This is a genomic window from Rhodopirellula sp. UH5 (assembly GCF_056839225.1).
In genome coordinates, this window is the sequence record NZ_CM166390.1 from 6,097,756 (window position 1) to 6,123,725 (window position 25,970).

Genomic DNA, 25,970 nt, shown 5'->3' on the forward strand with positions numbered 1-25,970 from the left:
CCTGGCCGCAACCCAGGAAATCGGTGCCGGGTGGTCAGTTTCCAGGGCATTGGACAGAATACCGCCCGATCGGACAACGTCCGCGTTTTTCAATTCAAATTTTGCGGCCCTCTTCTGAGCCGAATTTCGTTCCCCCTCAATCCCATGGTGAACTCATGACACTGATCGAATCGATTCACGCTCGGCAAATCTTGGACAGCCGCGGCAACCCAACCGTCGAATGCGAAGTCACGCTGATGGACGGTGCCGCCGGTCGCGCCGCCGTGCCCAGCGGAGCCAGCACCGGGATGCACGAAGCCTGGGAACTGCGAGACGGCGACAAGTCCGTCTTCATGGGCAAAGGCGTCACGACCGCTGTCAAAAACGTCAACACGAAAATCGCCGATGCCTTGGAAGGCATGGACGCAACCGACCAAGCTGCGGTTGACCAAGCGATGATCGAATTGGACGGCACGCCCAACAAAAAAGAACTCGGTGCCAACGCCATTCTCGGCGTTTCGCTGGCCGTCGCTCACGCTGCTGCGGCTTCGACCAACCAGCCTTTGTTCCGCTACCTCGGTGGTGCTGGTGCTCGCATGTTGCCCGCCCCCATGATGAACATCATCAACGGTGGTGAGCACGCCGACAACGGCGTCGACATCCAAGAGTTCATGGTGATGCCATTGGGCTTCGAACGCTTCAGCGATGCACTGCGTTGCGGAACCGAAATCTTCCACAACCTGAAAAAGGTTTTGTCGGACAAGGGTTACAGCACCGCGGTTGGCGACGAAGGTGGTTTTGCACCTGACCTGAAGAGCAACCAAGAAGCTCTCGATGTGATCATGACCGCGATCGACAAAGCGGGCTACAAAGCCGGCGAACAAGTTTGGATCGCCTTGGATTCGGCATCGACTGAGTTCTACGACAAGGCGTCTGGCAAGTACTCGCTGGACAGCAACCAAATGTCGGGCGATGAAATGGTCGACTTCTTGGCCGGTTGGTGCGAGAAGTATCCTATCTGCAGCATCGAAGACGGGTGCGACGAAGACGATTGGGAAACCTGGAAGAAACTGACGACCAAGATCGGTGACAAGGTCCAATTGGTCGGCGATGACTTGTTCGTCACCAACGTGGAGCGTCTGCAACGCGGCATCGACGAAGGGATTGCCAACAGCATCCTGATCAAGGTCAACCAAATCGGAACGATGACCGAAACAATCGACGCGATCCAACTCGCTCATCGCAACGGTTACACCTCGATCAGCAGCCACCGCAGCGGCGAAACCGAAGACTCCACCATCGCTGACTTGGCCGTTGCCATGTCGACCGGTCAAATCAAAACCGGATCGGCCAGCCGCAGTGACCGGATGGCCAAGTACAACCAATTGCTCCGCATCGAAGAATTGCTGGGTGACGCGGCTCAGTACGGCGGCCCTTTGTTCGCCAAGCGAATCACCGGCTGATCGCCGAATTCACGATGGACTGATTCAGCGAGCGGAGCCCCAGTGGCTCCGCTTTTTTTGTGGGTGCATCCGAAACTGGCCAGTTTCGTGTTGGGTGACCGTAGTGGTCTGTCAGGACTTGTTTTTAGGGTAGTGGACGAGGCCACGAGTCCTGAGCTGGCGTAAAATCCAAGGACTCGTGGCCTCGTCCACTACGATCAGCCCTAACTTTTAGCTGTGACAGACCAGTGGGCTGGGATTCGAAGTCCGGCGAAACCAACGGCTTTGGTCGTTTGCTTCTCTACTCCCCTTCGCCGATTCCCGCCAATCCGATCGCTTCGTCGACGATCAGTGTCGGAATCCCGCCACGGATTGGGTACAGCCGATCGGATTGAGAATTGATCAACCCGCCTTCAATGGGATCGGTCACACGCTCGTCCAATTGATCACGCGCGGTGCCTTCGGCGATCGCTTGGTTGACCCTCTGAATGAGGGGCTCGTCGGCCAAGAGGAGCTGACCGCCGTCTGCTGGACAGCGCAGAATAGGCAAGATATCCGGTGTGATCATGGAGGCTTCTCAGGGATTCAAAAGTTTGACTTCAACGGCGGTGAGCGTCCCACCGAATTCTAACCACGGCAAACTACTTTTCTTGGGGCGGCCTTGCCATGCCCGATCCCACCTGCAGACGAAGGATTGTCATGCGGAAATCCAATCGGACGAACCAGATCATTGTTGGCGTGTTGGTTGCGGGGGCATCGCTGTCCCTGGCGACAGAGGTCTCCGCTCAGGACGGCGGCGAATTGCACGCTGACCCAGCGACCGGGATTGTGTACCGGAAGCAAATTCGGCAGGTCCAGCGGCCTGTCAGCGAAGTTCAGATGAAGACTCGCCAGCAAACGGTGTACACGCCCAAAGCTGTCACCGAGACCAAACCGGTCGCTCGCACCTCCTATGTGCCCGTGACCACGATGATGTTGCGTCCGCATTTGGAAGGCCGTTGGAACCCGTTTCGCCAGCCCACCGTGGCCTACCGGCACGTGCCAGAAACCCGCTGGGAAGCTCGCTCGGAAGTCTTCCACCAGACGGAAACTCGGGTGAAGTGGGAACCGGAGACCAAGCTGGTTCAAATTCCGGAGCGAACGCTGCGGATGCAGAACGATCAAGTCGTCCAGTACGAGCCCGTCGGTCAGTTGGCAACGCAAGCCCAGTCGTTGGCGGCCAACTCCAACATCCGTCCTGAGATCGCATCGCGTCTGCGTCCGATCGACGCCAACGCACCGATCCAGCCGATCACGACCGGGGCCGATCAAGCCGCCACCGCTTCGCTGGCAACCCGGGAGCGACCACGCTCTTCTCTGCAATCAGGCATGCGAGCCACCGAACTCGCTCCCGCCAACCCAACGATCTACGGCCCACCCACCGCCGTCGCCGGCCTCCCCGTCATCAGCCTCTGGCGGTGACGGAATGAGTCGCAATCTGAAAACGCGTAGCATTGGCTGTTGAGCAAACTCCGTGCTGAGGAAGGCGGGGGTGTCGCTCAGCCTTCTTTTCGTTTTCTGGAGAATCTATTGCTGTCTCCCGGGATCGATTGGCAAGAGGCATTATGAATGATGGCAAACCTCGAATTGAATTTCTGCGATTCAAATGACACGGAAACGTTTTGTTTTCAGTGCGCGGCGACGTCGTTGGTAGGAAACGCCGAGACCTGCGATTCCTAGCAGTGCGAGGCTGGACGGCTCAGGAACTGCTGTCACCGAGTAGGTGCCGAACGGAACCACTGAACCTGTTTCAGTAGCCGTCAGACCATCAAGGCTGCCCACTGCGGCAATCGTCCAATTAGCTGGATTGAACGTTGCATCCGGCCCAGTGCCGTCGATTCGATAGGCCCAAGAATCCAGGATGTCCGCGACCGTACCAGTGTTATCAACGCCATCACTACCGCCCCAAGTGTCTATCAAGTTGCCGTTTTCGTACAGGTAGAAATCATCGTCGCCGTTGTGATTGGCGTCGCTCGTAACGAGGTCCGGGGCGAAACCGAACACGCTCTCAAATTGCACTGTCTCAGTCGCGATGTAATAAAACTCTCCTGCTGATAGCGAACCGGAGAATGCAGATTCAACTGTACCGCCTGAGTTTCCGTCATTGCTGACTAGCTCGATACCGTAAATGCTGAGGTCGGCTATGTCCGCCGTCGCATAGAATTCAACGGCTTTTGGTGTTCCCCCGGACAAGGGCCCGTCTACAACTCCGGTCATTACCAAGGCTCCTTTGGCAACGGCAGGAATGCAGCAGACGGCGAACGCGGCTAGCAAAATAACTTTCATCTCAAAGTGCCTCGGTGCCAGTGCAAATAGGTAGATTCTTCCGCTACTGTTGGCTGATTTGATTTGAGTTGCAACAGTAGGGACAGTCGAATCCCCCTAACTTAACACAAAGATCATGGCCAGGACTTGTTGTCAAAACGTATTGGTCATCGCAAGGTGCCAGCCAGGAATGGCAAAGTTTTTATAACTGCTTTGATTAAATTTAGTTGTGTTCCTTTTGATTTCGTAAGGTGCCAGCCACTTTTTGAGTTGGATCGTTGTGAGAAGTTGGCTTGTTTGTGGACGGTTTCCATTGTTTGGAGGGCCATTCGCGGGCGAGATTGGCTACTTGGAGGCTCCCTGCTCACGATTGTGGTTGAGTGAGCGCATCCGAGTCGAACAGTTGTCCCCAACTGTTCCGTCGCCTCCCGCACCACGGTGAAGGCCTGCGATTGTTTCGTCCTGCTCAACCAACGCAGCCAGCGGCTTGGACTTCAGCTTGCAAGGTGTCGCGTTCCAGTGCCCTGCGATTCAGCCTCCCTGCCCTTCGATGCTCCGGCGTTTCTCCGAGCAGCCGCAGCCAACTCAAAACCGTCGTTCTTGGACGGCTTCATGGCCCAGCGGCGAACGGCCGATCAGCAATGCGGCAACCGCCCCGGCGATGAACCCGCCCGCGTGAGCCCACCAAGCGACTCCTCCCGCTTCGCCCCCGGTGAGCGACCCCAGACTGTTGACGAGCTGGATCACAAACCAGATGCCCAGGAACACCGGACCGGGCAAGACAAAGGTCGGGAACACAAACATCAACGGCAACACCGCCACCACGCGAGCATGCGGGTACAAAAACGCGTAGGCTCCCATCACACCCGCGATCGCACCGCTGGCCCCCAGCGTCGGCACGGGACTGCCTGGGTCACTGAGCAAATGTGCTAGCCCGGCGAACACACCTGTCCCGAGATACAGCAGCACATACCCCAGGTGCCCCAAGCGGTCCTCGACATTGTCGCCAAAAATATACAAGAACCACATGTTGCCCAGGAAATGCATCCACCCACCATGCAGGAACATGCAGGTGATCAACGTCGCCCACACCGGCACCGCTGCCGGACCAATTTCCTGCCGCACCTCCATGACTTCGACACCGCGAGGCGTTTGAACCGCGACACGTTGCTGCATGACCGGCGTGGTGTCCGGATCCGTGATTCGCAAGGGGACCATCGAGAATCCGCTGATGATCGCTTCGCTTTGGTCCGACGACGCTTGCTGAGCCAAGAACGCAAACGCGCACAGGGCAATGACCAAGTAATTGACCACCGGCGTGGTCCGGCTGGGGATGTCATCGCGAATCGGAATCATAGGGGGTCACCGCAAAGGTGGTCTCGTGTGATGTTGGCGGATCTGATTGACCAAACGAAACGCCGGGGGATGTGATCGAACAAGGTTCACCAGTTTGCTGGTCGATGCCTTCCAATGTGGTGCCACCAAACTTGGCTGCCCGCCGGCATACCAAAGATCGTTGAGCACCAAGGTCAACACACCAGGTTTCGCGGCATTCTCGTCATTCAGTTTCATGGGTGAACCGCGATAGCGTGCTCGCAAATCCAACTCCGCTTGGGAGAGTCCGACTTCATTCGGGGCGAGACCGGTTCCCAGAGGCGATTCTGATCGCAGCGTGATTGCCAGCAGAAACCGCATGCGTGCCAATGCCGTCGATCGATTGCGACCCTGTTGTCGCTGCTCGGTCGCCTCGGCCGTGATCGTGCCAATCTCGGGGACTCCCGAATCAAACGTCAGGAACGCTCCCGACGCAGTTCGATTTCGATGCTGTCCGCCTGGGCCGCTGCGAGATTGCGTTCGCAACTGGCAGCGTTTCTCGATCTCTTCGACCGGCCAGAGACATGGGTGCGTGCCCACGGACATCGGGAGCGGCATCCGCTGCTCGGGCGATGGCCACGAAGGCGCTGTCTCCGAAGGGGGCGTGGAAGGATCCGACACGGTTAGAACAAGCAATAGGAGGGGATCTGGACAGAGAGTTCAGATGCCCATCAACCGTTCGATCGAGTGCTTGGCATCTTTCCACAACGGTTTCGGTGGCAATCGAAGCACCGCTTGGCAACTGGCTCCGTCCCAGCGTAGCAACCCGTCGAGTTCCCGATCAGTGGTCGCGGTTTGTCCTGCGAATGAAGGATCCTGCGGGCGAACCATGCTCTCAATCGAAAGATCACACACCGCCTCGTAGGCCAGTTCCTCCTCCGGTTTTGTCGCAGCGACTTGTTCGCCGACCAACTCCATGGGTGAGACACCGCGCACGTGGGTCCTGATCTTTCGGCCTGGCATCGAGGGCAGCGTCACACTCACCGGCACGCCCTCGGCGATCCGATTGCGGTCCGAGGCGTTGATGTTCACGACCACTTCCAACCGAGGATCGGACGCGATTCGGCACCAGGCAACGCGATCTTCTGTGGTCTCACCCACCGTTGGTCGCAGAGTGAACGGATCCTCCATTCGCCAATCGCGATGATTCTTCGGAGTCGTTGGTGCTGCCGATGCCGGCAGCACCAACCCCGCTTGTGGGCTGACCAAACGCAGAGAGTCGATTCGTTTTTGCAGAAGGGATTGATTCGAAGCCAACGAATCCGACGCAGCCTCCAACGCTTGCCAATCTCTTGCCGACGTGCCCGTCCGCAACGAAGCCAAGCGTGTCGCATGCACTCTTTCGCGAATGACGGATTGCTTGCCCCGATTTTCTTCGAACTTCATTTGCAATGTGGGATCAGCGATCTCGGCCAGTTTCTGGCCTGCGATCACGCGGTCGCCCACGCGAACGTCGACGGCTTCGATGACGCCGCCTCGAGGCAAGTAAACCAATGCCGCATCCCGAACGCGAATGACTCCTGGGACGTGGCGGTATCTGGGAATGGGAACGATCAGAATCAGGATGGCCGCGAGACAACCACAGGCTGCCAATCCAACGCGTCGTCCACCGGGAACTCCCATCCACGCACCGCTTCCCCGAATCATGCGAACAAGGTTTCGCATGCCGGTGAAGGCGAAACGCATCACGGCAAGAACGACCACGACCATGGCGATTCGCCACAATCCCCATCCAGCGGCCCACTGCAAAACAAACGTGGCAATCGCAATGCTGATGGAGATCCGGTACAGCTTCGAGGCCAAGTGGTAGACCGCCATCGACCAAACTCGTTTGCCAAAACGATGCCAACGGGAAAGTGGTGAAACGAGAAACAATCGCAGTCCGCGTCGTGCTTCCTCTCGCAAGTTCGCTGTGTCGAGCAGATCACTCAGAATGAAATACCCGTCGTACCGCATCAGTGGATTGGCGTTGAACAAAACGGTGCTGATTCCACAAACCAGGACCACATTCATCGCCGTCATTCGCACTTCATGCGACGGAGCCAACCACCAAACCCACAGCGCCCCCATGGCGATGATCCACTCCACCCAAATCCCTGCGGCCATCACCGCACCGCGTCTGGCGGCGTTGGGTTGTCGCCAAACGTCGGTGACGTCGACGTACGGGCACGGCATGAAGCACAACCACCAAATGCCAACCACACCGCAGCGAGATCCAAAGCGTCGGCAGAGGACCGCGTGCCCGAGTTCATGAGCGGTCTTGGTCAGTACAAACGTGGCCGCGATGGTCAGTGGTTGCAACGACAGGAGATAGCTTTGCAGGGAAGGCACTGAGCCGGCCCAGTGTTGCCAACGCACCATCCAGAACAGCAACGACACCAATCCGGCGACGCTGAACAGGACAACGGCCAACGGTGAGAAGACCAATCCGCTGAGGGGGACCAAACGACGAGCAACGGGATCGATCGACGCCAGCGGAATGCGAAAGGACAGCGGCGACGGAAGCCATCGCGATCGACTGTTGGGGGCGTCCACGCTGGTTCGCTTGAGCCATCCCGCCGCTTTGGCTTGCGGCCAAAACGTCGCATCCGGGGGCGCCGTAGCACCAGGGGCATCCGAGGCGGAGCCTTGAAGCGATTGCCAAATGCGTTTGGTCGTGCGAGCGAAGCGTCCGCCGATTTCATCGACAATCACCAGCCCACGGCCATCTGGCAATGGCAACGCGTGCAAGTCCTGACGCAGGGCCGATGCTTCTCGGCGGGAGTTCACGGCAGGGCCCAAACCGCTCATCGCCGCAGATTTCCACGAAGGGAATCGGAGTCGTCGCGGTCCATTCGCCAGGCCATTTCGTCTCGTGAACGATAGATGCGAAGCGTCACCTGGGCACCTGGCAACAATTGCCAATGCTGGTCGACGCTGTGCCCTGAACCAGGAACGATGGCGGTCCGCGGCGGCACCGAACCATCATGGGTTTGCCGGCGGTTCTGAACTTCGGCGTGCAAGCGGAAACGATTGCCGGGCAAGCGAGTTGGATCCACCGATGTGATTTTGCCCGCCAACATTTTCGCAGTCCCATCGGCTTCGTTTCCCCAATGGACGCTGACATCCAAACCAACGCAGGTCGCCGGTGACAGCTCATCAGCGTCCACGAGGGCGTGCAACGTCAACTGTCCTGCGGAAGCAACCGTGACCCAAGGTTGGCCTTTGGCGATCCATTCACCTGGTTCCCGGTGCACCGCCAGAACGACTCCTTCGATCGGGCTGACACAATCCAGTTGAGCCAACTCTTCATCGATCAAGGCCAAGTCCGCGGCAGCCAACTGTGTGTCGATGACGGCTTGGCGGATTTGTTTCTTCGTGCGTGCCACTTCCAAGCGGGCGCGTTCCACCGCCAACCGCATCCTCCGCAATTGATTCGAGGAAACCGCGCCGGTGAATTTTTGCTCAGTCGCGTTGCTGGCGTCCAGCTCGGCTTCGGCTTCGGCAAGCGATGTTTCCGCGAATTGCATTTCGAGATCGTCACTTGTGATCAGCTTGGCTGACTCGTGACGCAGCGATGCAGCTCGACGTCGGATGATCAGTGCCTGCGAGTCCAACCTTCCCAGAACGTCCTGGCGGCGGACGAATTGGTTGGGTCGCACGGCAGATTCCGCCACCGCACCGCTCTGCAACGCTGGCACGTCCACCTGTTGGCTGAAATCGACAACGACATCGCGAACTTCGACCACGTTGGTTCGCACGGGATCGCGATCGACCGGGTCAGCGGCATCGACGGAGGCGGTTGCCCAGCCAAAGGTGACGATCAAACAGACCATTGATTTCATGTGATCTGGCATCAGAAATACCCTCCCCATTGGACTTGGCACCAATGCACCACGTCTTGGACCAAGAACCATCCCACCGGCGTGCGTCCGCAATGCAGCGTCACCCGGGCGGGCATTTCAGCGAGCGGCTGATCACCGAGTGTCGGTGATTGTTCCAGCCCCAATCGCATCACGACCGAGGGCGTTCCATCCGTCGGATCGGGCACGATCGGGCCAAACCGTTGGGCGGTCGCAGCAAGATTCATTTGACTGGACCAGGCCGTCCCCACTTCCGCGGTCAGCTGCTCCGATTGCCACGCGTTGTCGACGGTTTGCAGGCGAGTTTGAGGAACCCGAGCGTCGACGACCCACGGGGTGTCTTCGGCGATCACGTTCAAGACCGGATCGCCGCGGCGGAGGGGGCGATTGGCCAAACGTTCTTGAAGTCGCCAGGCGTCCACGCGTCCGTCGCGGAGAGCTCGGAGGACCAACCGTTTTTTTGATTCCTGAATGATTTCGAGTTGTCGTTCGACCGACGCGATTTCTTCTTCCACTTCTCGTCCGTCATGGGCCGAGTCCGGACGAGAATGAACGGATGGACGCGACATCAGCGTCTGGTTGACTTGTTCCTGTTGCCGCATCAACACGGCTTGGCGACCCAGCAGACTGGTTTCCTGTTCTTGCAGGTCGGTGGACGTGAGTGTCGCCAACAAGTCCCCTCGCTGAACCCGTTGCCCGTGATCGACATGCAGTGTTTCCACCACTGCATCGCTGGCGGCGTGATAGGAGTCGAGTTCAACAGGCCGGATGACTCCCGTGACGGGCACCAAACTGGGCATCGGCAGGCAAACCAAGATGGCGATCGCAAGCGTTGCTGCCATCCAAGTCGCAGATTTGCGAAGTCGAGAATGCACCGCTCGCGTGCGTCGTGAAGTGGAACTCGGGTCGGACGCCGGGGCTGAGCCAAGGGAGCTGACCGCGTCCGGTTCCACGAACAATTTCGAAAACCATCGGCCACCGGGAAGCGATTCGATGCGACGGGCGGCGGTCCAGGCCGAGGCTCCGCCGACAAGCAACCGATTCAGCGTGCCCCAGTAAATGTCTTCCGACAAATGGTCCGCTTCGTCCGACGTGAATCCCACGATCCGCCACTGCGAATCGGGGTGCGCGGCAACGACCCAAGAGGGTTCCTGGGAAGATTGAATGGAGCTCGTGGTTTGGTCTTGGTTGAACGGAGTTGCGGAGGAAGCGTCCTCGTTGGGATTGCTTTCGTTCGATTTCGCTTGGCAACTGCCAAACCAAATTCCGTGTTGAGGTTGAAGGTCAATCGCCGTCGCGGCGCGGATTGCTTTGGCGGCGCCGCTGTGTTGATCGATGCGATGGACATGACTGACAGCAACGATTCGTGGTTGAGACGAGTCGACTCGGCACAGGGCCACGCGTGGCAAACGCAACAACTCTGCTGCTGCATCCACCCAGGCGGCTTGGATCATTCCGGTCGACGTCGTCCGGTGCAGGCGTTCCACGACGCCATCGACCCGGTCGGTTGCATCAAGCAATTGGCTGAGTGTTTTCAGACGCAACACGCGTAGAAACTCGCCCGCGAGATCCGACATTTGGGCCAGAAACCGAAGGCTGCCGCGTTGACTGGCAGCGGTCCCACCTTCATCCAAAAAGACCTGGATCAATCCTTCGGGCAACGCCGAGGAAGGGTCGATCCGAATCGGCACGATTGCCGTGGGATAGGGCAGCGGATTGGCTGGCACATCGATTTGGTCCGCACCTGGCGTGGGGGGAACGACGACCGGAGCCCCTTCCGTTGCGACTTCCGCAAGCAAACACTGGTGAACTTGTTCGGCCTCATCCACCAGGGCAAGGTCGGTCACCCGCCCGAGACGATGTTCGGCAACGTAGTTCGTTTCATTGGAGTCCCCTGAACTGGGACGCGTCCAAATCACAACGCCATGACCCGCCATCGCTCGCAAAACGCGATCGGCGAGAAACCGAAGGTAGTCCGCCCTTTTTCGCGGTTGATGCGTCGCCGCAGCGACCTCGCGAACGATCTGAGTGATCTCTTGCCGAGCTTGGTCCACCAACTGATGAGGCGAAGGCACACCGGGGGCGGCGTAGGTCGATCCGTGCGCAGACGCTGAACTCCCCGACGAGTCAGATGAAACCGACCCGCTGGGTGCAAAGACAAACGGCTCGCTGGACGCGGTCGACGTCATCAATTTTCCAAGAGAACGATGTTTTCAACCGGCAGATCAACGCCAGCGGTTGCCGCCAAAGGAACCACTGCTTTCGCCTTGCGGCGTCGAAACCGAATAGCGACCACTGGATTTGACCGAGGGTGGCATCCAACGTGACTTGGACGCATCCTCACTCAAGTTGTTCGGGCTTGCTTGTGCGATCGGTGCACTCGCTCCGGCTGGAATGGACTCCACTGGCGAACGATCTTCGTCGCGATTGAGTTGACGGACATACCAGGACGAGGAACCATTCGAGGCTGCCGGTCGGTTGCCTGCGGATGCCATTGAATTCGTGCTTTTCCAACCAGAATCCGAACGCCCTTGGTCACGTGGCATCGAATCCGCTGCTGCCAGTGCGGTGGCGGGTGCGACTTGCGAGCGGGCCGCTGAGTTGGCGGGGCCAGTCGCACTGACCAAAGCGATGTCGCCGGTCGAACCAGGCTGACTGCCTCGAGGAGTGAGTTTGGCGAATTGAGCCACGGGGCCGCTGCCGGATTCCACCCAGCCCAACCAGTATTCCTGCAGTTCGGCCAACGAATCGTAGCCGTAGTGTTTTTGCACGTTGTTGGTCCACGACCCACGTTGCATGTACTCGCCCAAGAAATCAATGAATGTCTCAGGACCCTGTTGCTCGATCAGAAATCGGCACACCGAGTAACCTTGGGCGTACATCGGCAACACATCGGAGGGATACTCGGTCAGCAAGAACAACTGGTTCATCGCGATGCCGCGACGCGTCGACAGGAACTCTCGCAACTTGGCTTCGTGCTTGGCCTTTTCTGAATCGTGCTCGACGGTGGTGCAAATGCCTTCGTCAGCCCAACGTGGCAAAGGTCGACCGAAGTGAGTCGCCAAAACCGTGTGGGTGACTTCGTGCGGCAACACGCTGTCGAGGATTCGCTCGGGGGTTCCAACGACTTCCATTTGAAAGTCGCGAACAGGAGCGGGGTTGTACGTGGTCACGCCTTGGGCGGGCAGGTTGCCTGCGACAACTCGAACCGGGCAGGGAGTGGGCCAGGGGGGCAAGGGCTGGCCGGTCCAATAGCTCGCCAGATCATGGCGATACTTCTCGGCGGCGTCCCCGACGGCTTTGGCCAACTGGGAGTTGGGAGCTTCGACGATGAAATTGCGGGTTCGGTAGTTGGCCGCGTCGGCCGGTGCTGCCAAGCACGCCAACACAGCAAAACAGGCCCACACGGTTCCCAATCGCTTCTGGAAATCGAGACGTGCAGAGACGAACTGGCGGATGGTTTTGGCTTCCATGCCGAAGGACTCCGTTCCGGTGGCTGAGCGTCGAAGGGGCGGACCTCGAATCATTCTTGGTCGCGTTCGGGCGAGTTTAGGGGAAGCCGTCCGTTCGCCGATAGGTAGAAATGGGCGGGCTGCTGAGACGTCAAATCGCTCACAATCCCGGGCCCAAGGCGTGCAAACCGCGAAGAAAATCCAGCCCGCAAAGAACTGGACTCGCGTCAGAATCCCCGAAATTGCTATGCAAACGCTCTCCGTCGCGCTGATTTCGCGTGAGCGGATCTTCCCATCTTGGAAACGCGAATATGTCTGCTGCTAGTCAAGTCACCAGCACCTCCGCCGCCGCGAGCTTTTCGTCCAGCGAACAGGCTTCCCAAATCAGCGACAGTGCCAACGAGGGGTACAACTCGTTGGATGTGGACAGTTTTCTGCAATTGCTGATCAATGAACTGCAGAACCAGGACCCTCTGGACCCGGTCGACAACGCCCAAATGGTCCAGCAGATCGCACAAATTCGTGAAATCGGGGCCACCGACGAACTGACCAACACACTCAGCGATCTGTCCAACAGCCAACAACTGGTCACCGCCAGCGGATTGATTGGACGCACCGTGACGGGGTTGGCCGATGACCAAACCAACACAACGGGGGTGGTCGACAAGATCACGGTCGAAACGAATGACGACAGCCAAGCCCGTTCGGTCAAAGTTCACGTGGGTCAGAAGACGATGCAGATAGAGAATATCCGAGAAATTCAAACTGAGTAAAGTTTGTCGATTAGTTTGGCCGATCTACAGGTTTGAGTTTGCGTTGTAAGACCTACTGAAAACTGTGGAGACGTTCGCCGATGGGACTTCAATCAGCCCTGACGACTGCCTTGACCGGACTGAGTGCTGCCGAAACACAGATCGATGTGATCGGTAACAACCTGGCCAACTCGCAGACGGTCGGTTTCAAATCGTCCGATGCGGTCTTTGCGACGCAGTTCTTGCAAACGTTGTCGCTAGGGGCAGGTCCCTCCAGCAACAACGGTGGTACCAACCCCCGACAAATCGGTTTGGGTGTCCAGGTCGCGGAAATCGCGGCCAACCACAACCAGGGCACCATCGAGATCAGCAGCAGCAGCAGCGACCTCGCGATCCAGGGCGACGGGTTCTTCCAAGTCGAAGCGGCGGACGGCGAAAAGCTGTACACGCGGAATGGTATTTTTAAACTCAACAGCGATGCAGAACTCGTCAATGCAACCGGCCAGCGATTGCTTGGTTACGGCATCGACGAACAGTTCCGTTTGCAGACGAGTTCGTTGGTTCCGCTGTCGATTCCCTTGGGAACCAAGACCGTTGCCAAAGCGACCGAGAACGTCTCATTTGAAGGCACGTTGACCCCTGAAGGCGATGTTGCCACCGCGGGACAAGTGATCGAGAGTCTTCACCTGGGCGACAGCCAAGTCCCACGTCCCGACGCCAGCGGTGTGTCGGTCGAAACATCACCGATTGCGGATCACGCTGCCGTCACCGGCACCGTGGGGGCCGGTTCGCTGACCGGGGGAACTTACCAGTACAAATTTGCCTTGGTCGATGCCAGCGGCAATGAATCGGCGCCCAGCGCTGCACGTTCCTTCACGGTGGGAACCAACGGCAATGTCGACCTGAGTAACTTGCCTCAGGACCCTTTGGGCGGCGACTTCCCAACGGTCAACATCTATCGCACCGGCCCCAATGGAACCGAATTCGAGTACCTCGCGTCGGCAGCCGCAGGTGGGACGTACAACGACGATGGTTCGACCGCCCTGTCCGGAACGGCGATCAACGAAGACACGCTGACGGGCAACTACACCTACATGGTGACTTACTACAGCTCCGGCGACCCAGAAAGTCGCCCGAGTTCGTATTTGGGGCCCAAGAGCGTTGTCGATGGCCGGATCACGTTGAGCGATTTCCCAACGCCTCCAACGCCTCCGGCTGGCGGCGGTTTCCCCGCCTACGATTCGGTGCGGATCTATCGCAACCTTGCCGGTGACCAAAACAACTTCTACTTGGTGGGGGAGGTCGCCCCCGGTGAAACCTTCACCGACTCCGCGACGGATGCACAAATATCGGACCTGACCGAACCCGGCAACCAGTTGTTGGACATGGATGGCCCGGCGGTCAACTCCAACACCTTGCTGACCGATGTCCTTCGCCGAGATGGATTGACCTACGAACAGGTCTTCAGCGAAGGCACGCTGAGCTACACCGGTCGCAAAGGTGGTTCGAACCTGGGAACGAAGGAACTGGAGATCACTTCAACCAGCACCATGCAGGACCTGCTGGACTTCATCTCCGATGCTTCGGGGATCCAGACGTTGCAGGTTGACTCGGCCAATCCGATCCCTCGATCGGAAAACAACATTGAAGGTGAATCCGGCGACCTGGTCGCGGGAGCCTACATCCAAGACGGAAAGATTCGACTGGTTTCGAACAATGGTGAAGCCAACGCGATCGACATTGAATTGTCTGCGTTTCGATTGACGGACGAACTGGGCCAAATCACCACGCCGAACTTGGCCTTTGGAGTGCAGCAAGAAGCGATCGGACAAAGTGCCTCCAGTGACTTTGTGGTCTATGACTCACTCGGTGTGCCAATCAACGTCCGAGTTTCCGCGACCCTGGAAAGCCGCACCGACCAAGCCACCATCTATCGCTGGTACGCCGACAGTCCCGACAACTCGGTGACCGGCAACACCGACATCACGGTCGGAACAGGTCTGATTCAGTTCGACGGGAACGGCAACTTCGTGACCGCGACCGAAGAAACCATTTCGATCAACCGCCAAGGCATCCCCAGCGTTTCGCCTTTGCAATTTGAAATGGACTTCTCACTTGTCTCGGGACTGGCTACCGACGAAGCCTCGCTGGCAGCCACCCAGCAGGACGGGAGTGAACCCGGTGTTCTGAACAGCTTCGTCGTTGGCGAAGACGGCACCATTCGCGGCGTGTTCAGCAACGGTATTTCGAGAGACTTGGGGCAGTTGCAATTGGCTCGTTTTGCCAACCCCGCCGGTTTGGAAGCGCGGGGTCTGAACATGTACGCCGAGGGCGTCAACACCGGCTTGCCCGTGACCGGTCAGCCCGGCGAAAACGGCATCGGATCGGTCATCGGTGGTGCGTTGGAATTGTCCAACACGGACATCGGCAAGGACTTGGTCGAACTTGTTCTGGCCAGCACCCAGTACCGGGGAAACAGCCGAGTGATCACGACCACCCAGCAGCTCATCGACGAACTGCTCAACCTGCGACGATAGTGATTCAGAGCCAATCCTCTCGCTTGATTTGGCTGGCGCTGCCGGGATGCTTCTTGGTCGCGTTGGTTGGATTGTTGGTGCCGCTGCCGATCTCGGGTCGAATGGCTGGGTCGATCGGCAACATGGTGCACGCCCCGCTGTTCGCAGGGCTGACGATGTTGACGTTGGTGTTGCTGCAGTCGCTTCGGCCTCAGGTCGTTGGTTCCGCCCCATGGGCACGGCGTTTGGTCTTGGTCGCGGCAGCCTTGTTCGTGTCGGGTGTTTTGGTCGAGATGCTGCAAGGTATGATCGGACGATCCGCGACGCTTCACGATGCCATTGCCAACGGCCTGGGAATCCTAGCCGCGTCGGTCTGGTTCGTTGCCAGTGGTTTGACTTCGTTGATAGGGCGACGCTCGCTGCAGTTGCTTGGAATCATCTTCATCGGGCTGACATGGTGGGGTTCGATCGAGATCATTCGTGATTGCTGGAAGGTCGAATCGGACTTCCCTCGGATCGCGTCGTTCGAAACACCGCTTGAGATCACACGGTGGCATTTCAATCGCGGTCGGCGTGGTCGAACCCAGTCCAATGTGACCGACGGCGAGTTCGCTCTGCGTTGGAAACCCAAGGATGCCCCGCATCCCGCGATGACGTTGTTGGAGGTGAGTTCCGATTGGTCCAACGTGGAAACGTTGGAACTGGACATCGTGCTGAACGCACCAGCGTCTGCCGGGCCCCCCGAGTCATTGGGGCCGGTGCCGACCGAGCTGGAGCCAACTGGGACTGAGCCAACCGATTCCGAATCATCCGATCCGGAACTCGAGTCGCCTGTCGTTCGAACGTGGGAAGTGATCCTCAAAGTCATCGACGAAGATCATCAGGATTACCATGAAGATGTCGCGAAACACTTTGTGACACTTCGAGCGGGTGAACCTCAACACGTGATTTTCCCTCGTCAATCCATGATCGACGGTCCTCAAGATCGCGAGCTGGATCTGTCACGAATCAAGATGGTCAGCCTGCTCATCTACCAGCCCGGCCCTGGGGTCGAGCTCGACGTGGACCACATTCACGCGACTCTGAAACGCCCTGCGGTCCAATCAGAACCATGAACCAGTTGCGAAACAGCGAGACGATTTGTCGGCCTCGTCTTGGTCGCCACCCCGCCGTTGATAGAAGGCTCGTTCCAATCTTTTGGAATTGAACTACGATACGTTTTCCCCCACATTTTCCTTTTGAACCCACTGCAAGCTCATGATCCGCACCGATGATCTTCGTATCGGCGCCATCAAAAACCTGATGTCACCCAGTGAACTGTTGTCGGAAATCCCGGCGAGCGACGAAATCTCACAAACCGTTGCTGACGGGCGTGCTGCCATCCAGAACGTGCTTCAAAAGAAGGACGATCGTCTATTGGTCGTCGTGGGGCCCTGCTCGATTCACGACCCAGACTCTGCTCGCCAGTACGCTGAAAAGTTGGCCGTGGAGCAAAAAAGGTACGCCGACGATCTGCTGATCGTGATGCGGGTTTACTTCGAAAAACCACGCACCACGGTGGGTTGGAAAGGTCTGATCAACGACCCGAAACTGGACGACAGCTTCGAAATCAACCACGGCCTGCGAACCGCTCGGCGTCTGCTCAGCGACATCAACGCGATGGGATTGCCGACCGGAACCGAGTTCCTGGATCTGATCAGCCCTCAATACGTGGCCGATCTGGTCGGCTGGGGAGCCATCGGGGCTCGCACGACCGAAAGCCAGGGGCACCGCGAATTGGCGTCGGGGCTGTCTTGCCCGGTCGGCTTCAAAAACGGAACCAGCGGCAATGTGCAGATCGCGGTCGACGCAATCTGCTCAGCTCGGCGTCCTCACCACTTTTTGTCAGTCACGAAAGAGGGCACCTCGGCCATCTTCGCCACGACCGGTAACCCGGACTGCCACATCATTCTGCGTGGTGGAAAGCACACCAATTACGATGCCGCCAGCATCGACATGGCGTCGGGCTTGCTCGAAAAAGCCGACCTGCCACCGCGAATCATGATCGACTGCAGCCACGCCAACAGTCGCAAAATCTTCGCGCGGCAGTCGTACGTTTGTCGCGACATTTGCGCTCAAGTGTCCGAGGGCGACGATCGCATCATGGGGGTGATGATCGAGAGCAACCTGCTCGAAGGCAATCAAAAACTCAGTGCGTCCCCGTTGGTTCAAGGGCTCAGCGTCACCGACGCTTGCATCGGTTGGGACACCACCGAGAAACTGTTTCGCGATCTCGGACAAGCAGTCGCGGCCCGTCGCCAAGTCGGCTGATCGAGCAGCAAACGCGGAGACATCGCCGTCTCGTGCGAAGCACGCTACGGCGATCCAAACACGGTCACTTGGGTGCCAGAATCCTTGGCCCCAACGATCTGGAAACGCAATCCGGCAGCTTCTGCCCGCTGCCGCATCAAGGTGATGCCCTGCGAAGTCTTTGAAACGGTCTCCGACTCGAAGCCTTCCCCGTCGTCTTGGATCGAAACCGCCCATCCGGTCGGGGCCGTTTCCCAAGCCACGATCAATTGGTTCGCTCGGGCGTGCCGAACCACGTTGCGAACCGCTTCGCAAACGATCCGGTAAACCGCGATTGCCTGCGTTTCGTCCCATGCCACGTCGGCACTCTCGTCCAATTGCTTCCACCGAACCGACAGTTCCTGGACGTCATCGCCGCGGAGCACCACGGATTCCAGAAATTCTTTGGCGGCCACCAAGGGGCCAGAAGACAGATCACGAGGCAGCGCCGCTCCGTTCATGATCTGGCGAGCGATTTCGCGGGCTTGATCGACCCACTGAACGGGTTTTTCGAGCGCCGTTTTCAGATCGGGATTCTGCCGCTGCAGCGATGCGAGCGCCCCCGCTGCAGCGAACAGGTAAGGCAGCAACTCATCGTGCAGCTCACCAGCAATCGACTGGCGTTCGGCCTCGACCAACCGCATCCACTGCGACTTCGAAACGTCGGGCCCTGACTCGGGCGGGTCCGTGGGCACACCCGGAGTGGAATCGCCGGCGGGCGTCATTTTTTGCCGCCGAACCAGCCCTTTTTGTCGAAGCTGGCCACGGCCACTTCTTGATCGCCTTGGATGTCGATCAGTTTGCCCAGGTTCACAATGCGGAAAACTTCCATCACCAACGGGGACACATTGCAAAACTTCAGAGCCACGCCCTGAGCTTTGCAGCTTTTGTTCAGCAGGATCAGTTTGTTGATCATCGCCGACGACATGAATGCCAAGCCGGAGAAATCGATCAACATTTTTTTGTGGATGGCTTGTGGCACGATCTCTTGCATTTCGCGGCCCACAACCTCAATCCGTTGTGCATCGCGAAGGGCATTGTCGGTGAATCCAACGATCAATACTTCACCCTGCATTTGCTCGGTGATGGCTGACATGTGAGTTTGCTCAGGACGGCAGGAGGAAATACAGAAAACGTTGGATGACCGATGCCACCCATCCGGTGTCCAGACCACCGCCAATGACTGCCAACAGGCGTTTCATCCGGGGCTGGTTCATGGCAGCAAGTTTAGCGGGCCGGGGGGATCGAGACAATTCGACCTTCACTTGGGACCCCGTGTTTCACTATGACCGAACTGGGCAGGATCGCATCCGTCGCTCGCAAATTTTCTGCCCGCTTTTTTCCCCACAATTCAGGTGTCCTCGTGGCGACCGCCTCCTCTCGCTCTGACGATGACGCTCGCCGCGCCGCTTCGTTGCGACGTGTCGCGATCGTTCTCAAAAATTTACCCCGACCAATTGCCGCGAAATTACTGGGCGAATTGCCCGTTGAATCGCAGCAACGCCTGCAATACGAGCTCGCCTCCCTCGACGAGGTTGACCCGCTGGAACACAAACGAGCCCTGGAATCATTCACCGGTTCCATTCGACAGACTCGATCCGACGCTGCCCGCCACGGCCAACCGAGCGGCTCCATGGATGAAATCGTGTTCAGCCGAACCGCGTCGGAGCGGGGCACGCAGACGCCTTCCCCCCGCTCGACGATGGATTCCAATCCGGCCGGAGTCCCCGTGTCCGCTGATTTTGGATCCACCAAGCATTCGTTTGGATTCCTGGATTCACTGACCAACGACGATGTCCGTGGGCTTCTGCAGAGCGAACATCCGCAAACGATCGCGGTTGTGATGGCATCGATCGATCCCCGAAAAGCCGCGGCCATCCTGCCGCAATTCCCTCCGAATCAGCGGCAAGACATCCTCAGCCGAATCGGCCGGTTGCAAGAATTTCCCGATTCGATGATCGAAGATCTGGTCAGCACCTTTCGCACCAAAGCGGAAGCCTTGATCGCTCGATCGCAAGCCAATCCATTGCAGGATCTGATCAACGCTTACGCTCCCACCGAGGGCTGGGACCCGGCGCAAGCAGCACGCCACGTGCCCGCGGAAGCCGCCGCCGTGTCGCCTCGTTTGAAAGCCATCCTGTCTGAAATGACGCCGACGTACGGTCACGCCTCGCCCAGCACGGAAACCCACTCGGTTCCAGCGACGCATGCCACCGCGCCCGGGCATCCTGCCAGCACGCCAATCGGTGCCGCAGCAGAAATTCAAGAGCCATCAGTTGGCGGCGCACCACCGCTGCGAGTGCATGTGCCGGCGAACGCCACCGCGGAAGCTCCCCACGCCTCCCCGCGATCAGATTCCACCTCCTCGCCGGCATCCTCCGGTTTGGCCACGGACGAAATTCATCAACAACTCGTGAAAATGAAACCGCGTTTGCTTTGCGAAGCTCTGGGACGTGTCCCCACCCGCATCGCCATGCTGTGCTTGTGCGGGCTGCCTAACAAGACCGCCGACTCCGCCATCAGCGTGCTCCCGCGGCAACAAGCCAACCAGGTTCGTGCCCAGTTGGCCAATGTGGGATCGATGGAACTGCGTGAAATTGACGAGGCCAAAGAAGCGGTCTTGGTTGCTGCTTTGGCTGATTCCTCCACCACTGCGATGGCGGCATGACCATGGCATCGATTCTCAAACACAACGCCGCGCCCAACGCCGCCCCCGCAAGCAATGCGGATGGCACGCCCGTCGCGCCCCCTGACCGATCGAAGTTTGGCCCCGCTGACTTTCCGCCCGCGAGTCGCCCCGGCATTTCCACGCGAGTCCCTGCTGATCAAGTCGATCAAGCTCGATCCACCGCAGCAGGTGCGACTGGCGACGTCGTCGGCAAACAACCGGGTGGTGTGTCCGGTTTGGCTGGCTTCAATCTCAATGACCTGGCTGAAAAAGGACGCGAAGAATTGCGTCAGGCTCGCGAACAAGCCGCTCAGTTGCTCGCCGAAGCGGAATCCCAAGCCGCCGAAATGAAGCAGGCGGCGGAAGCTCGCGGCTACGAAGAAGGCGTGAAAAAGGCCTCGCAAGACATCGAACAGAAAATCACGCAGTTGGCCGAAGCCAAAACCAAATCGCAACTGCAAGCGTTGCAAAACGCCAGCACAAAGATGCACGCGCAGTACGACCAATGGATGCAGCAATACGCCGAGGTGCTGACCGAAACTGCGATCGCAGCGACCGAACGAATGGTGCGCGCCAACCTGAACGAGGCCCCCGTGCCGGCATCGCTTGCCGAAGCCGGTTACGCCGACAGTCCTCACCAACAACACCTTCTGGTGCGTTGGGCCAGCGAAGCGCTGCACAGCACTCGGTCCGCTGGACGTTTGGTCCTGGCCGTTCATCCCGACATGCTGGCGGAGTTGGGGCAACGTTTCGATGAACTTTTGGCAAGCCCTGATTTGCCGGAACAGTCCTGTGTGATCCCCGATGAAACACTTCCCGTGGGCGAAGTGGTCGTGCGACAAGAAGGCGGCGAGATCCGCGCCGGGTTGCAATCCCAGTTGGAACGGTTGCGTGAGGAAATGCTATGAACCTGCCCGCCGTTCCACAGCTGCACCCGCCACGCTTGCCCGATCCCGAAACCATTCGCCAATCACTTGGCTCCCTGGTCCTGTCACAAATTCGCGGCCGTGTCGCATCGGTGACGGGCGATGCGGTGACGGTGCAAGGCATGACCGCTCCCCTGGGGGCGATCTGCGAACTGATGCCGCCGGACGCCAAACCCACCCTCGCGCGAGTCATTGGGTTTGATGACACGCGACCGATCCTGGCACCGATGGAAGCCATTTCAGCCCTCGCGGCTGGGGATCGAGTTCGCTTGGTTTCGCGATCGCTCACATTGCGTGTTGGCGACTCTCTGTGCGGGCGTGTCATTGATGCCTTCGGGCGTCCGATCGACGGAAAACCTCTCAGCGAAGACCTTGTTCGAGTCAGTGCGTCGCGGGCCGCACCCGATTCGCTGGATCGCCCACCCATTGATGAACCTCTGCAAACGGGCGTTCGCGCCATCGATGCGATGCTGACCTGCGGCGTGGGCCAACGGTTGGGAATCTTTGCCGGTTCCGGCGTTGGCAAGAGCACGTTGCTCGGCATGCTGACTCGCGGAACAACCGCCGATCGAATCGTGATCGCGATGGTGGGCGAGCGAGGACGCGAAGTCCAGGAATTCATGCAGCGGGCGCTCGGTGCCGCCGGCCTGAAACGCAGCGTCGTCGTGGTGGCAACCAGCGACAAACCCGCCGCTCAACGACTTTCTGCGGCATGGACCGCGACCGCGATCGCTGAACAATTTCGCGACGAAGGGCATCGTGTGCTGTTGCTCGTCGACAGTGTGACTCGTTTCGCCATGGCTCAGCGTGAGTTGGGATTGGCCGCCGGCGAACCTCCGACCACACGTGGCTACCCGCCCAGCGTGTTCAACATGTTGCCCCAGTTGGTCGAACGTGCTGGACGGACCACCAAAGGTTCGATCACTGCGTTCTACACCGTGTTGGTGGAAGGCGACGACAACAACGAACCCATTTCAGATACCGTCCGTGGTTTGCTCGACGGGCACATTGTGCTGAACCGAAAACTCGCCCATCGTGGGCACTACCCGCCGATCGATGTCCCCGAAAGCATCAGCCGAGTCGCCAATCATTTGGTAACCCCGGAAATCTACCAGGCCACCCTGGGAATTCGCGAACACATGGTCCAGTACCAATCCAGCGAGGACCTGATTTCGATCGGTGCCTACCGCGCCGGCAGCGACCCTCGCATCGACACCGCCATCGCGATGCGAGACCCCATCAATGATCTGTTGCGACAAGACGCGAACGAGATCACGCCCCTGGCGGATTCACAGGCTCGCATTCAAAAATTGCATCAAGCCGCGTCGGCAGCACTCGCTCAACTGAAACAACCGCCGGTTGCTGCTCCCAATCCAGCCTGATCCCGCTCTTTCCATCGAATGAGTTTCCAAAACGGCATCCATTCACCAGATCGTTTCGGCCACACCGCTCAGAACGTTCTTCTTCCCGTCAATCCTTCGCACTCAACACTCGCTAGCGTCCCATGCCTCCGTTTCGATTCCGATTCGATTCCCTGGTGGACTTGCGTTCTCGCGAACGAGATGAAGCGGGCGCGGAGGTGGGCAAGGCTCTGGAAGCCATTCAGCGAATCAACGAGCAAGTGCAAGACATCGATTCGCAACGCGAATTGATCCGCACGGCGCAGACCCACACATTGCATCAAGCCAACGTTTCGGTGGACCAGATGCTGCACCAAGGTCGCTACGACATCCAACTGCACGCCGACCAAATCTCGCTTCAACAAACGCTGGCTCAGCTCAACCAAGAGCTTGAAAAGCGTCGCCAAAAGCTTGTGACCGCAGAAGCCGAAGTGAAACGCCTCGAACGATTGCGTGAAACTCAACTGGCCGAACATCGTTCGCTCGAAGCCAAACAAGAACAAGCCGAAGCCGATGATCTGACATCCGCCCGTGTCCTGCTACGACGTCGCGCGATGGCTGCTCAATCCAAGGAGACTCGACGATGAGATTCATGATGCGTTCCGTCGCGATGATTAGCACCGCGACCTGCTTGACCATGATCATTTTGATGGGCTACTTCGCTTCGCGAGGCACGCTCAACGTTGGAACATTGACCAAAGTCATCGCACTGTTCAACGGAATCGACATCACCGGCAATCAATTGCGGCAGATCATGCAGCAAAGCGAAGACCGTGAGCAACCGGATTTTGACGAGATCCTCGACGCCCGGCGGCGGGATGGATTGGACAGTGACATTCGATTGCGAAGTCTGAAAGAAGCCAAGAACGACATCGCTCTTCAAATGTCGGAACTGAAGCTGCAACGCGAACGTTTTGATGAACGTCGGACCTCGTTTGATCGCAGTTTGGACGAAATTCGAAAAGGCGCTCAAGACGAAGGACTGCAAGAAGTGCAACGCACACTCCAGGCACTTGAGGCAGAACAGGCAAAAGAGCAGCTTTTGCGCATGTACGATGACGAAGAAATCGATGACGTTGTCAGTATCATTCAAGCCATGCCCATCGATAAACGAAAAGATATCTTGGCAGAGTTTGCTACGCCCGAAGAAATGGACAAGCTCTACGAGATCCTACGCCGCATCGGCGAAGGAATGCCAACGACCGGACTCATCGACGATGCTCGCGGTGGGTGATTGAGGTCAAGGTGTTCCCACCAGGATCCCGATGATCACGGTGGGGGGACCGCGATGACAACTACAAAACCAGTCCAATCAAGGACCGAGACCACTGTCTCGACACCGACGACCAACAAACGCGCCGAGAATGCGTTCGCCGCACTGGGCAGTTCTGCATCCGCACGAACAGCCGGATTGATCGAGCCGGCGTCAGGATTGGGCGATCCGTTCGCCGAAGTCTTCGCTCGAATCGCGACCACCGAAACCGTGGTTGCCTCCGAACCAGCCTCGGCACCGGAAGACTCGCTGTCAACCGAAACCGAAGACCGCGACGAATCCAGCGAAGAAGAGGTCGAAGCGCGAGACGACACCACCCCCGCCGCCGCGGCGACAACGGCAACCAACTTGGTCGACGAGACGGTCGAAGTTGACTCGGCGCAAGATGCGGTCGCAACTTCCAACGAAGAGAATGAGTCGTCGGAGAGCCCCGACGAGGTGGCTTGGACCCAATCGGCCGAGGAGACCGACTCACTTCAAGAGGAAGAAGCCAGCTCGGCGGATGAGGCCTTGCTCCTTTCCGACGCGGAATCGAAACTCGAAGAAAGCGATTCCAATGCGATCGTGACCGAAGAGGTTGCCGTTCTGCTCAGCAGCGAATCGCAACAGCGTTCGAGCGATGACACCGCGAACGCTTCGGCGGAAGAAGAGGTTCTGACCACGAATCCGGTCACCTCCACCGAAGAAGCCGCCACGGATGAGTCCGGCACAGAGAATGACAACGCTGAAACGCGTGGTGAATCACAATCCGACGATCCAACCTCGCACGATCCCCGACGAACCGAACGTCGCCGCTATTCACGCGAAGGGAATGCTGACTCGCAAGACCAGGCGTCTCAACCCGCCAGCGGAAGCAATTCGGGGGAGGGAAAAATCGCAATCGATTCGTCCCTGGCAGCGGCCGGCGACGAAACCGAAATCAGCGAGACGCAGTTGAATCAGTTGGTCGAACAAGCCGCGGCCAAATCTCCCGCCTCGGTGGCGGCTGTGGCACCCATCCAAGCCACCGCCGCGGCCGCCGCTGCCAAAACCGCGGCCAGCGGAACGACCGCCGTGGGATCCACGAGTGCCGCGGTGTCCACCCCATCGGGCAGCAGCGATCCGACCGATCCCCTCCATTCTGCCACGCCTTCGGCGGAAAAGGCGGAAAGCAAAGCCAAGGCTGGTCTGCAAGCCTCTGGAGTCGACCAGACCTCCGCGGTGGCTCGTGCCAAACTGGTCCAACGGGTCAGCCGAGGTTTTCAAACGCTCGGCACCAACGGCGGACACATTCGCATGCGGCTCTCGCCGGTCGAATTGGGGTCGGTCCAATTGGAAGTTCATATCCAAGAGAACAACCTTCGCGGCCGGATGGTGACGGAATCGGAAGCCGCCAGCCAACTGCTGCGAGAACATCTGCCCCAGTTGCGGTCGCAACTCGAGTCGCAAGGCATGCGGTTGGAATCCATTGAGATCACCACCGATCCCAACGGCGCCTCGGAGTTCGATCAAACTCAAAACTCGTTTGGTGATCGAGACCATGCCGATCGCGACGCGGGATCCCAGCACGAACGCTCTCGCAACCGCGGCAACGTCAACGGCTCCCGCCCCATCGATGCCAAACCGGACGGTCCCACCCTCCCAGCAGCAACCGCTGCCTCCTGGATGACGCCGGCGACCGGGGTCGACCTGCAGGTTTGACCTGGTCACTAGCTCGTAGCCACTAGCCACTAGC

Annotated in this window: 22 protein-coding genes; 12 read left to right on the plus strand and 10 right to left on the minus strand. The window is 58.6% G+C overall.

Translation table 11 applies throughout. The features are described from left to right. Nucleotides 1-155: 155 nt before the first annotated feature. Nucleotides 156-1,442 (plus strand): phosphopyruvate hydratase, encoded by a 1,287-nt coding sequence (gene eno / locus UH5x_RS21730; RefSeq protein ID WP_047813747.1) that lies wholly within the window; start codon nucleotides 156-158, stop codon nucleotides 1,440-1,442. Between the two features lie 280 nt (nucleotides 1,443-1,722). On the opposite strand, the gene UH5x_RS21735 is transcribed toward eno, so the two are convergent. Then, nucleotides 1,723-1,989 (minus strand): Trm112 family protein, encoded by a 267-nt coding sequence (locus UH5x_RS21735; RefSeq protein ID WP_482633653.1) that lies wholly within the window; start codon nucleotides 1,987-1,989, stop codon nucleotides 1,723-1,725. Between the two features lie 131 nt (nucleotides 1,990-2,120). Between UH5x_RS21735 and UH5x_RS21740 the strand changes: the two genes are divergently transcribed. Then, nucleotides 2,121-2,882: a hypothetical protein gene (locus tag UH5x_RS21740; RefSeq protein ID WP_047813749.1), complete on the plus strand. Its 762-nt coding sequence runs from the start codon at nucleotides 2,121-2,123 to the stop codon at nucleotides 2,880-2,882. 180 nt (nucleotides 2,883-3,062) lie between these two features. Here the strand turns inward: UH5x_RS21740 and UH5x_RS21745 are convergent, their stop codons facing one another. The 7 genes from UH5x_RS21745 to UH5x_RS21775 form a co-directional block, all read right to left on the minus strand. Further along, complete coding sequence (locus UH5x_RS21745; protein WP_482633654.1) at nucleotides 3,063-3,746, minus strand: PEP-CTERM sorting domain-containing protein; 684 nt, start codon at nucleotides 3,744-3,746, stop codon at nucleotides 3,063-3,065. Between the two features lie 564 nt (nucleotides 3,747-4,310). Next, entirely contained in the window at nucleotides 4,311-5,081 is a 771-nt protein-coding gene (locus UH5x_RS21750; RefSeq protein ID WP_047813750.1) for a rhomboid family intramembrane serine protease, read from the minus strand. Nucleotides 5,082-5,087: 6 nt separating this feature from the next. Beyond that, entirely contained in the window at nucleotides 5,088-5,657 is a 570-nt protein-coding gene (locus tag UH5x_RS21755) for a peptide chain release factor (RefSeq protein WP_047813751.1), read from the minus strand. A gap of 102 nt (nucleotides 5,658-5,759) precedes the next feature. Next, complete coding sequence (locus UH5x_RS21760; RefSeq protein ID WP_482633655.1) at nucleotides 5,760-7,889, minus strand: efflux RND transporter periplasmic adaptor subunit; 2,130 nt, start codon at nucleotides 7,887-7,889, stop codon at nucleotides 5,760-5,762. Further along, nucleotides 7,886-8,923, minus strand: coding sequence for an HlyD family secretion protein (locus tag UH5x_RS21765; protein WP_047813843.1), 1,038 nt, complete (start codon nucleotides 8,921-8,923; stop codon nucleotides 7,886-7,888). The genes UH5x_RS21760 and UH5x_RS21765 overlap by 4 nt, the downstream gene beginning before the upstream one ends. 11 nt (nucleotides 8,924-8,934) lie before the next feature. Continuing rightward, the gene (locus UH5x_RS21770; RefSeq protein ID WP_482633656.1) at nucleotides 8,935-11,130 is read right to left on the minus strand and encodes an efflux RND transporter periplasmic adaptor subunit; all 2,196 of its coding nucleotides are present in this window, start codon (nucleotides 11,128-11,130) and stop codon (nucleotides 8,935-8,937) included. A gap of 36 nt (nucleotides 11,131-11,166) precedes the next feature. After that, entirely contained in the window at nucleotides 11,167-12,414 is a 1,248-nt protein-coding gene (locus UH5x_RS21775) for a hypothetical protein (RefSeq protein WP_047813845.1), read from the minus strand. Between the two features lie 290 nt (nucleotides 12,415-12,704). Here UH5x_RS21775 and UH5x_RS21780 point away from each other — a divergent pair, with 290 nt between their 5' ends. The 4 genes from UH5x_RS21780 to UH5x_RS21795 all read left to right on the plus strand — a co-directional run bounded on the left by UH5x_RS21780 (nucleotide 12,705) and on the right by UH5x_RS21795 (nucleotide 17,971). Beyond that, on the plus strand, nucleotides 12,705-13,166 hold the full coding sequence (locus UH5x_RS21780; RefSeq protein WP_047813753.1) for a flagellar hook assembly protein FlgD: 462 nt from the start codon (nucleotides 12,705-12,707) through the stop codon (nucleotides 13,164-13,166). A gap of 80 nt (nucleotides 13,167-13,246) precedes the next feature. Next, nucleotides 13,247-15,682, plus strand: coding sequence for a flagellar hook-basal body complex protein (locus UH5x_RS21785; protein ID WP_482633657.1), 2,436 nt, complete (start codon nucleotides 13,247-13,249; stop codon nucleotides 15,680-15,682). 122 nt (nucleotides 15,683-15,804) lie between these two features. Beyond that, nucleotides 15,805-16,776, plus strand: coding sequence for a VanZ family protein (locus tag UH5x_RS21790; RefSeq protein WP_482636051.1), 972 nt, complete (start codon nucleotides 15,805-15,807; stop codon nucleotides 16,774-16,776). A gap of 142 nt (nucleotides 16,777-16,918) precedes the next feature. Next, complete coding sequence (locus UH5x_RS21795; protein ID WP_047813755.1) at nucleotides 16,919-17,971, plus strand: 3-deoxy-7-phosphoheptulonate synthase; 1,053 nt, start codon at nucleotides 16,919-16,921, stop codon at nucleotides 17,969-17,971. A gap of 44 nt (nucleotides 17,972-18,015) precedes the next feature. On the opposite strand, the gene UH5x_RS21800 is transcribed toward UH5x_RS21795, so the two are convergent. After that, nucleotides 18,016-18,714, minus strand: coding sequence for a sensor histidine kinase (locus tag UH5x_RS21800; protein ID WP_482633658.1), 699 nt, complete (start codon nucleotides 18,712-18,714; stop codon nucleotides 18,016-18,018). Further along, nucleotides 18,711-19,085: an STAS domain-containing protein gene (locus UH5x_RS21805; protein WP_007324404.1), complete on the minus strand. Its 375-nt coding sequence runs from the start codon at nucleotides 19,083-19,085 to the stop codon at nucleotides 18,711-18,713. Before UH5x_RS21805 ends, UH5x_RS21800 begins: the two co-directional genes overlap by 4 nt. Before the next feature lie 267 nt (nucleotides 19,086-19,352). On the opposite strand from UH5x_RS21805, the gene UH5x_RS21810 reads away from it, so the two are divergent. The 6 genes from UH5x_RS21810 to UH5x_RS21835 all read left to right on the plus strand — a co-directional run bounded on the left by UH5x_RS21810 (nucleotide 19,353) and on the right by UH5x_RS21835 (nucleotide 25,936). After that, on the plus strand, nucleotides 19,353-20,657 hold the full coding sequence (locus UH5x_RS21810) for a flagellar motor switch protein FliG (RefSeq protein WP_482633659.1): 1,305 nt from the start codon (nucleotides 19,353-19,355) through the stop codon (nucleotides 20,655-20,657). Further along, nucleotides 20,654-21,565 (plus strand): FliH/SctL family protein, encoded by a 912-nt coding sequence (locus UH5x_RS21815; protein ID WP_482633660.1) that lies wholly within the window; start codon nucleotides 20,654-20,656, stop codon nucleotides 21,563-21,565. Before UH5x_RS21810 ends, UH5x_RS21815 begins: the two co-directional genes overlap by 4 nt. Continuing rightward, on the plus strand, nucleotides 21,562-22,965 hold the full coding sequence (locus UH5x_RS21820; RefSeq protein WP_482633661.1) for a FliI/YscN family ATPase: 1,404 nt from the start codon (nucleotides 21,562-21,564) through the stop codon (nucleotides 22,963-22,965). The genes UH5x_RS21815 and UH5x_RS21820 overlap by 4 nt, the downstream gene beginning before the upstream one ends. A 155-nt stretch (nucleotides 22,966-23,120) precedes the next feature. Beyond that, entirely contained in the window at nucleotides 23,121-23,570 is a 450-nt protein-coding gene (gene fliJ / locus UH5x_RS21825; RefSeq protein ID WP_236696138.1) for a flagellar export protein FliJ, read from the plus strand. After that, the gene (locus tag UH5x_RS21830; protein WP_047813759.1) at nucleotides 23,567-24,217 is read left to right on the plus strand and encodes a hypothetical protein; all 651 of its coding nucleotides are present in this window, start codon (nucleotides 23,567-23,569) and stop codon (nucleotides 24,215-24,217) included. Before fliJ ends, UH5x_RS21830 begins: the two co-directional genes overlap by 4 nt. Before the next feature lie 54 nt (nucleotides 24,218-24,271). Beyond that, nucleotides 24,272-25,936 (plus strand): flagellar hook-length control protein FliK, encoded by a 1,665-nt coding sequence (locus UH5x_RS21835; RefSeq protein WP_482633662.1) that lies wholly within the window; start codon nucleotides 24,272-24,274, stop codon nucleotides 25,934-25,936. The last annotated feature ends 34 nt before the right edge of the window (nucleotides 25,937-25,970 follow it).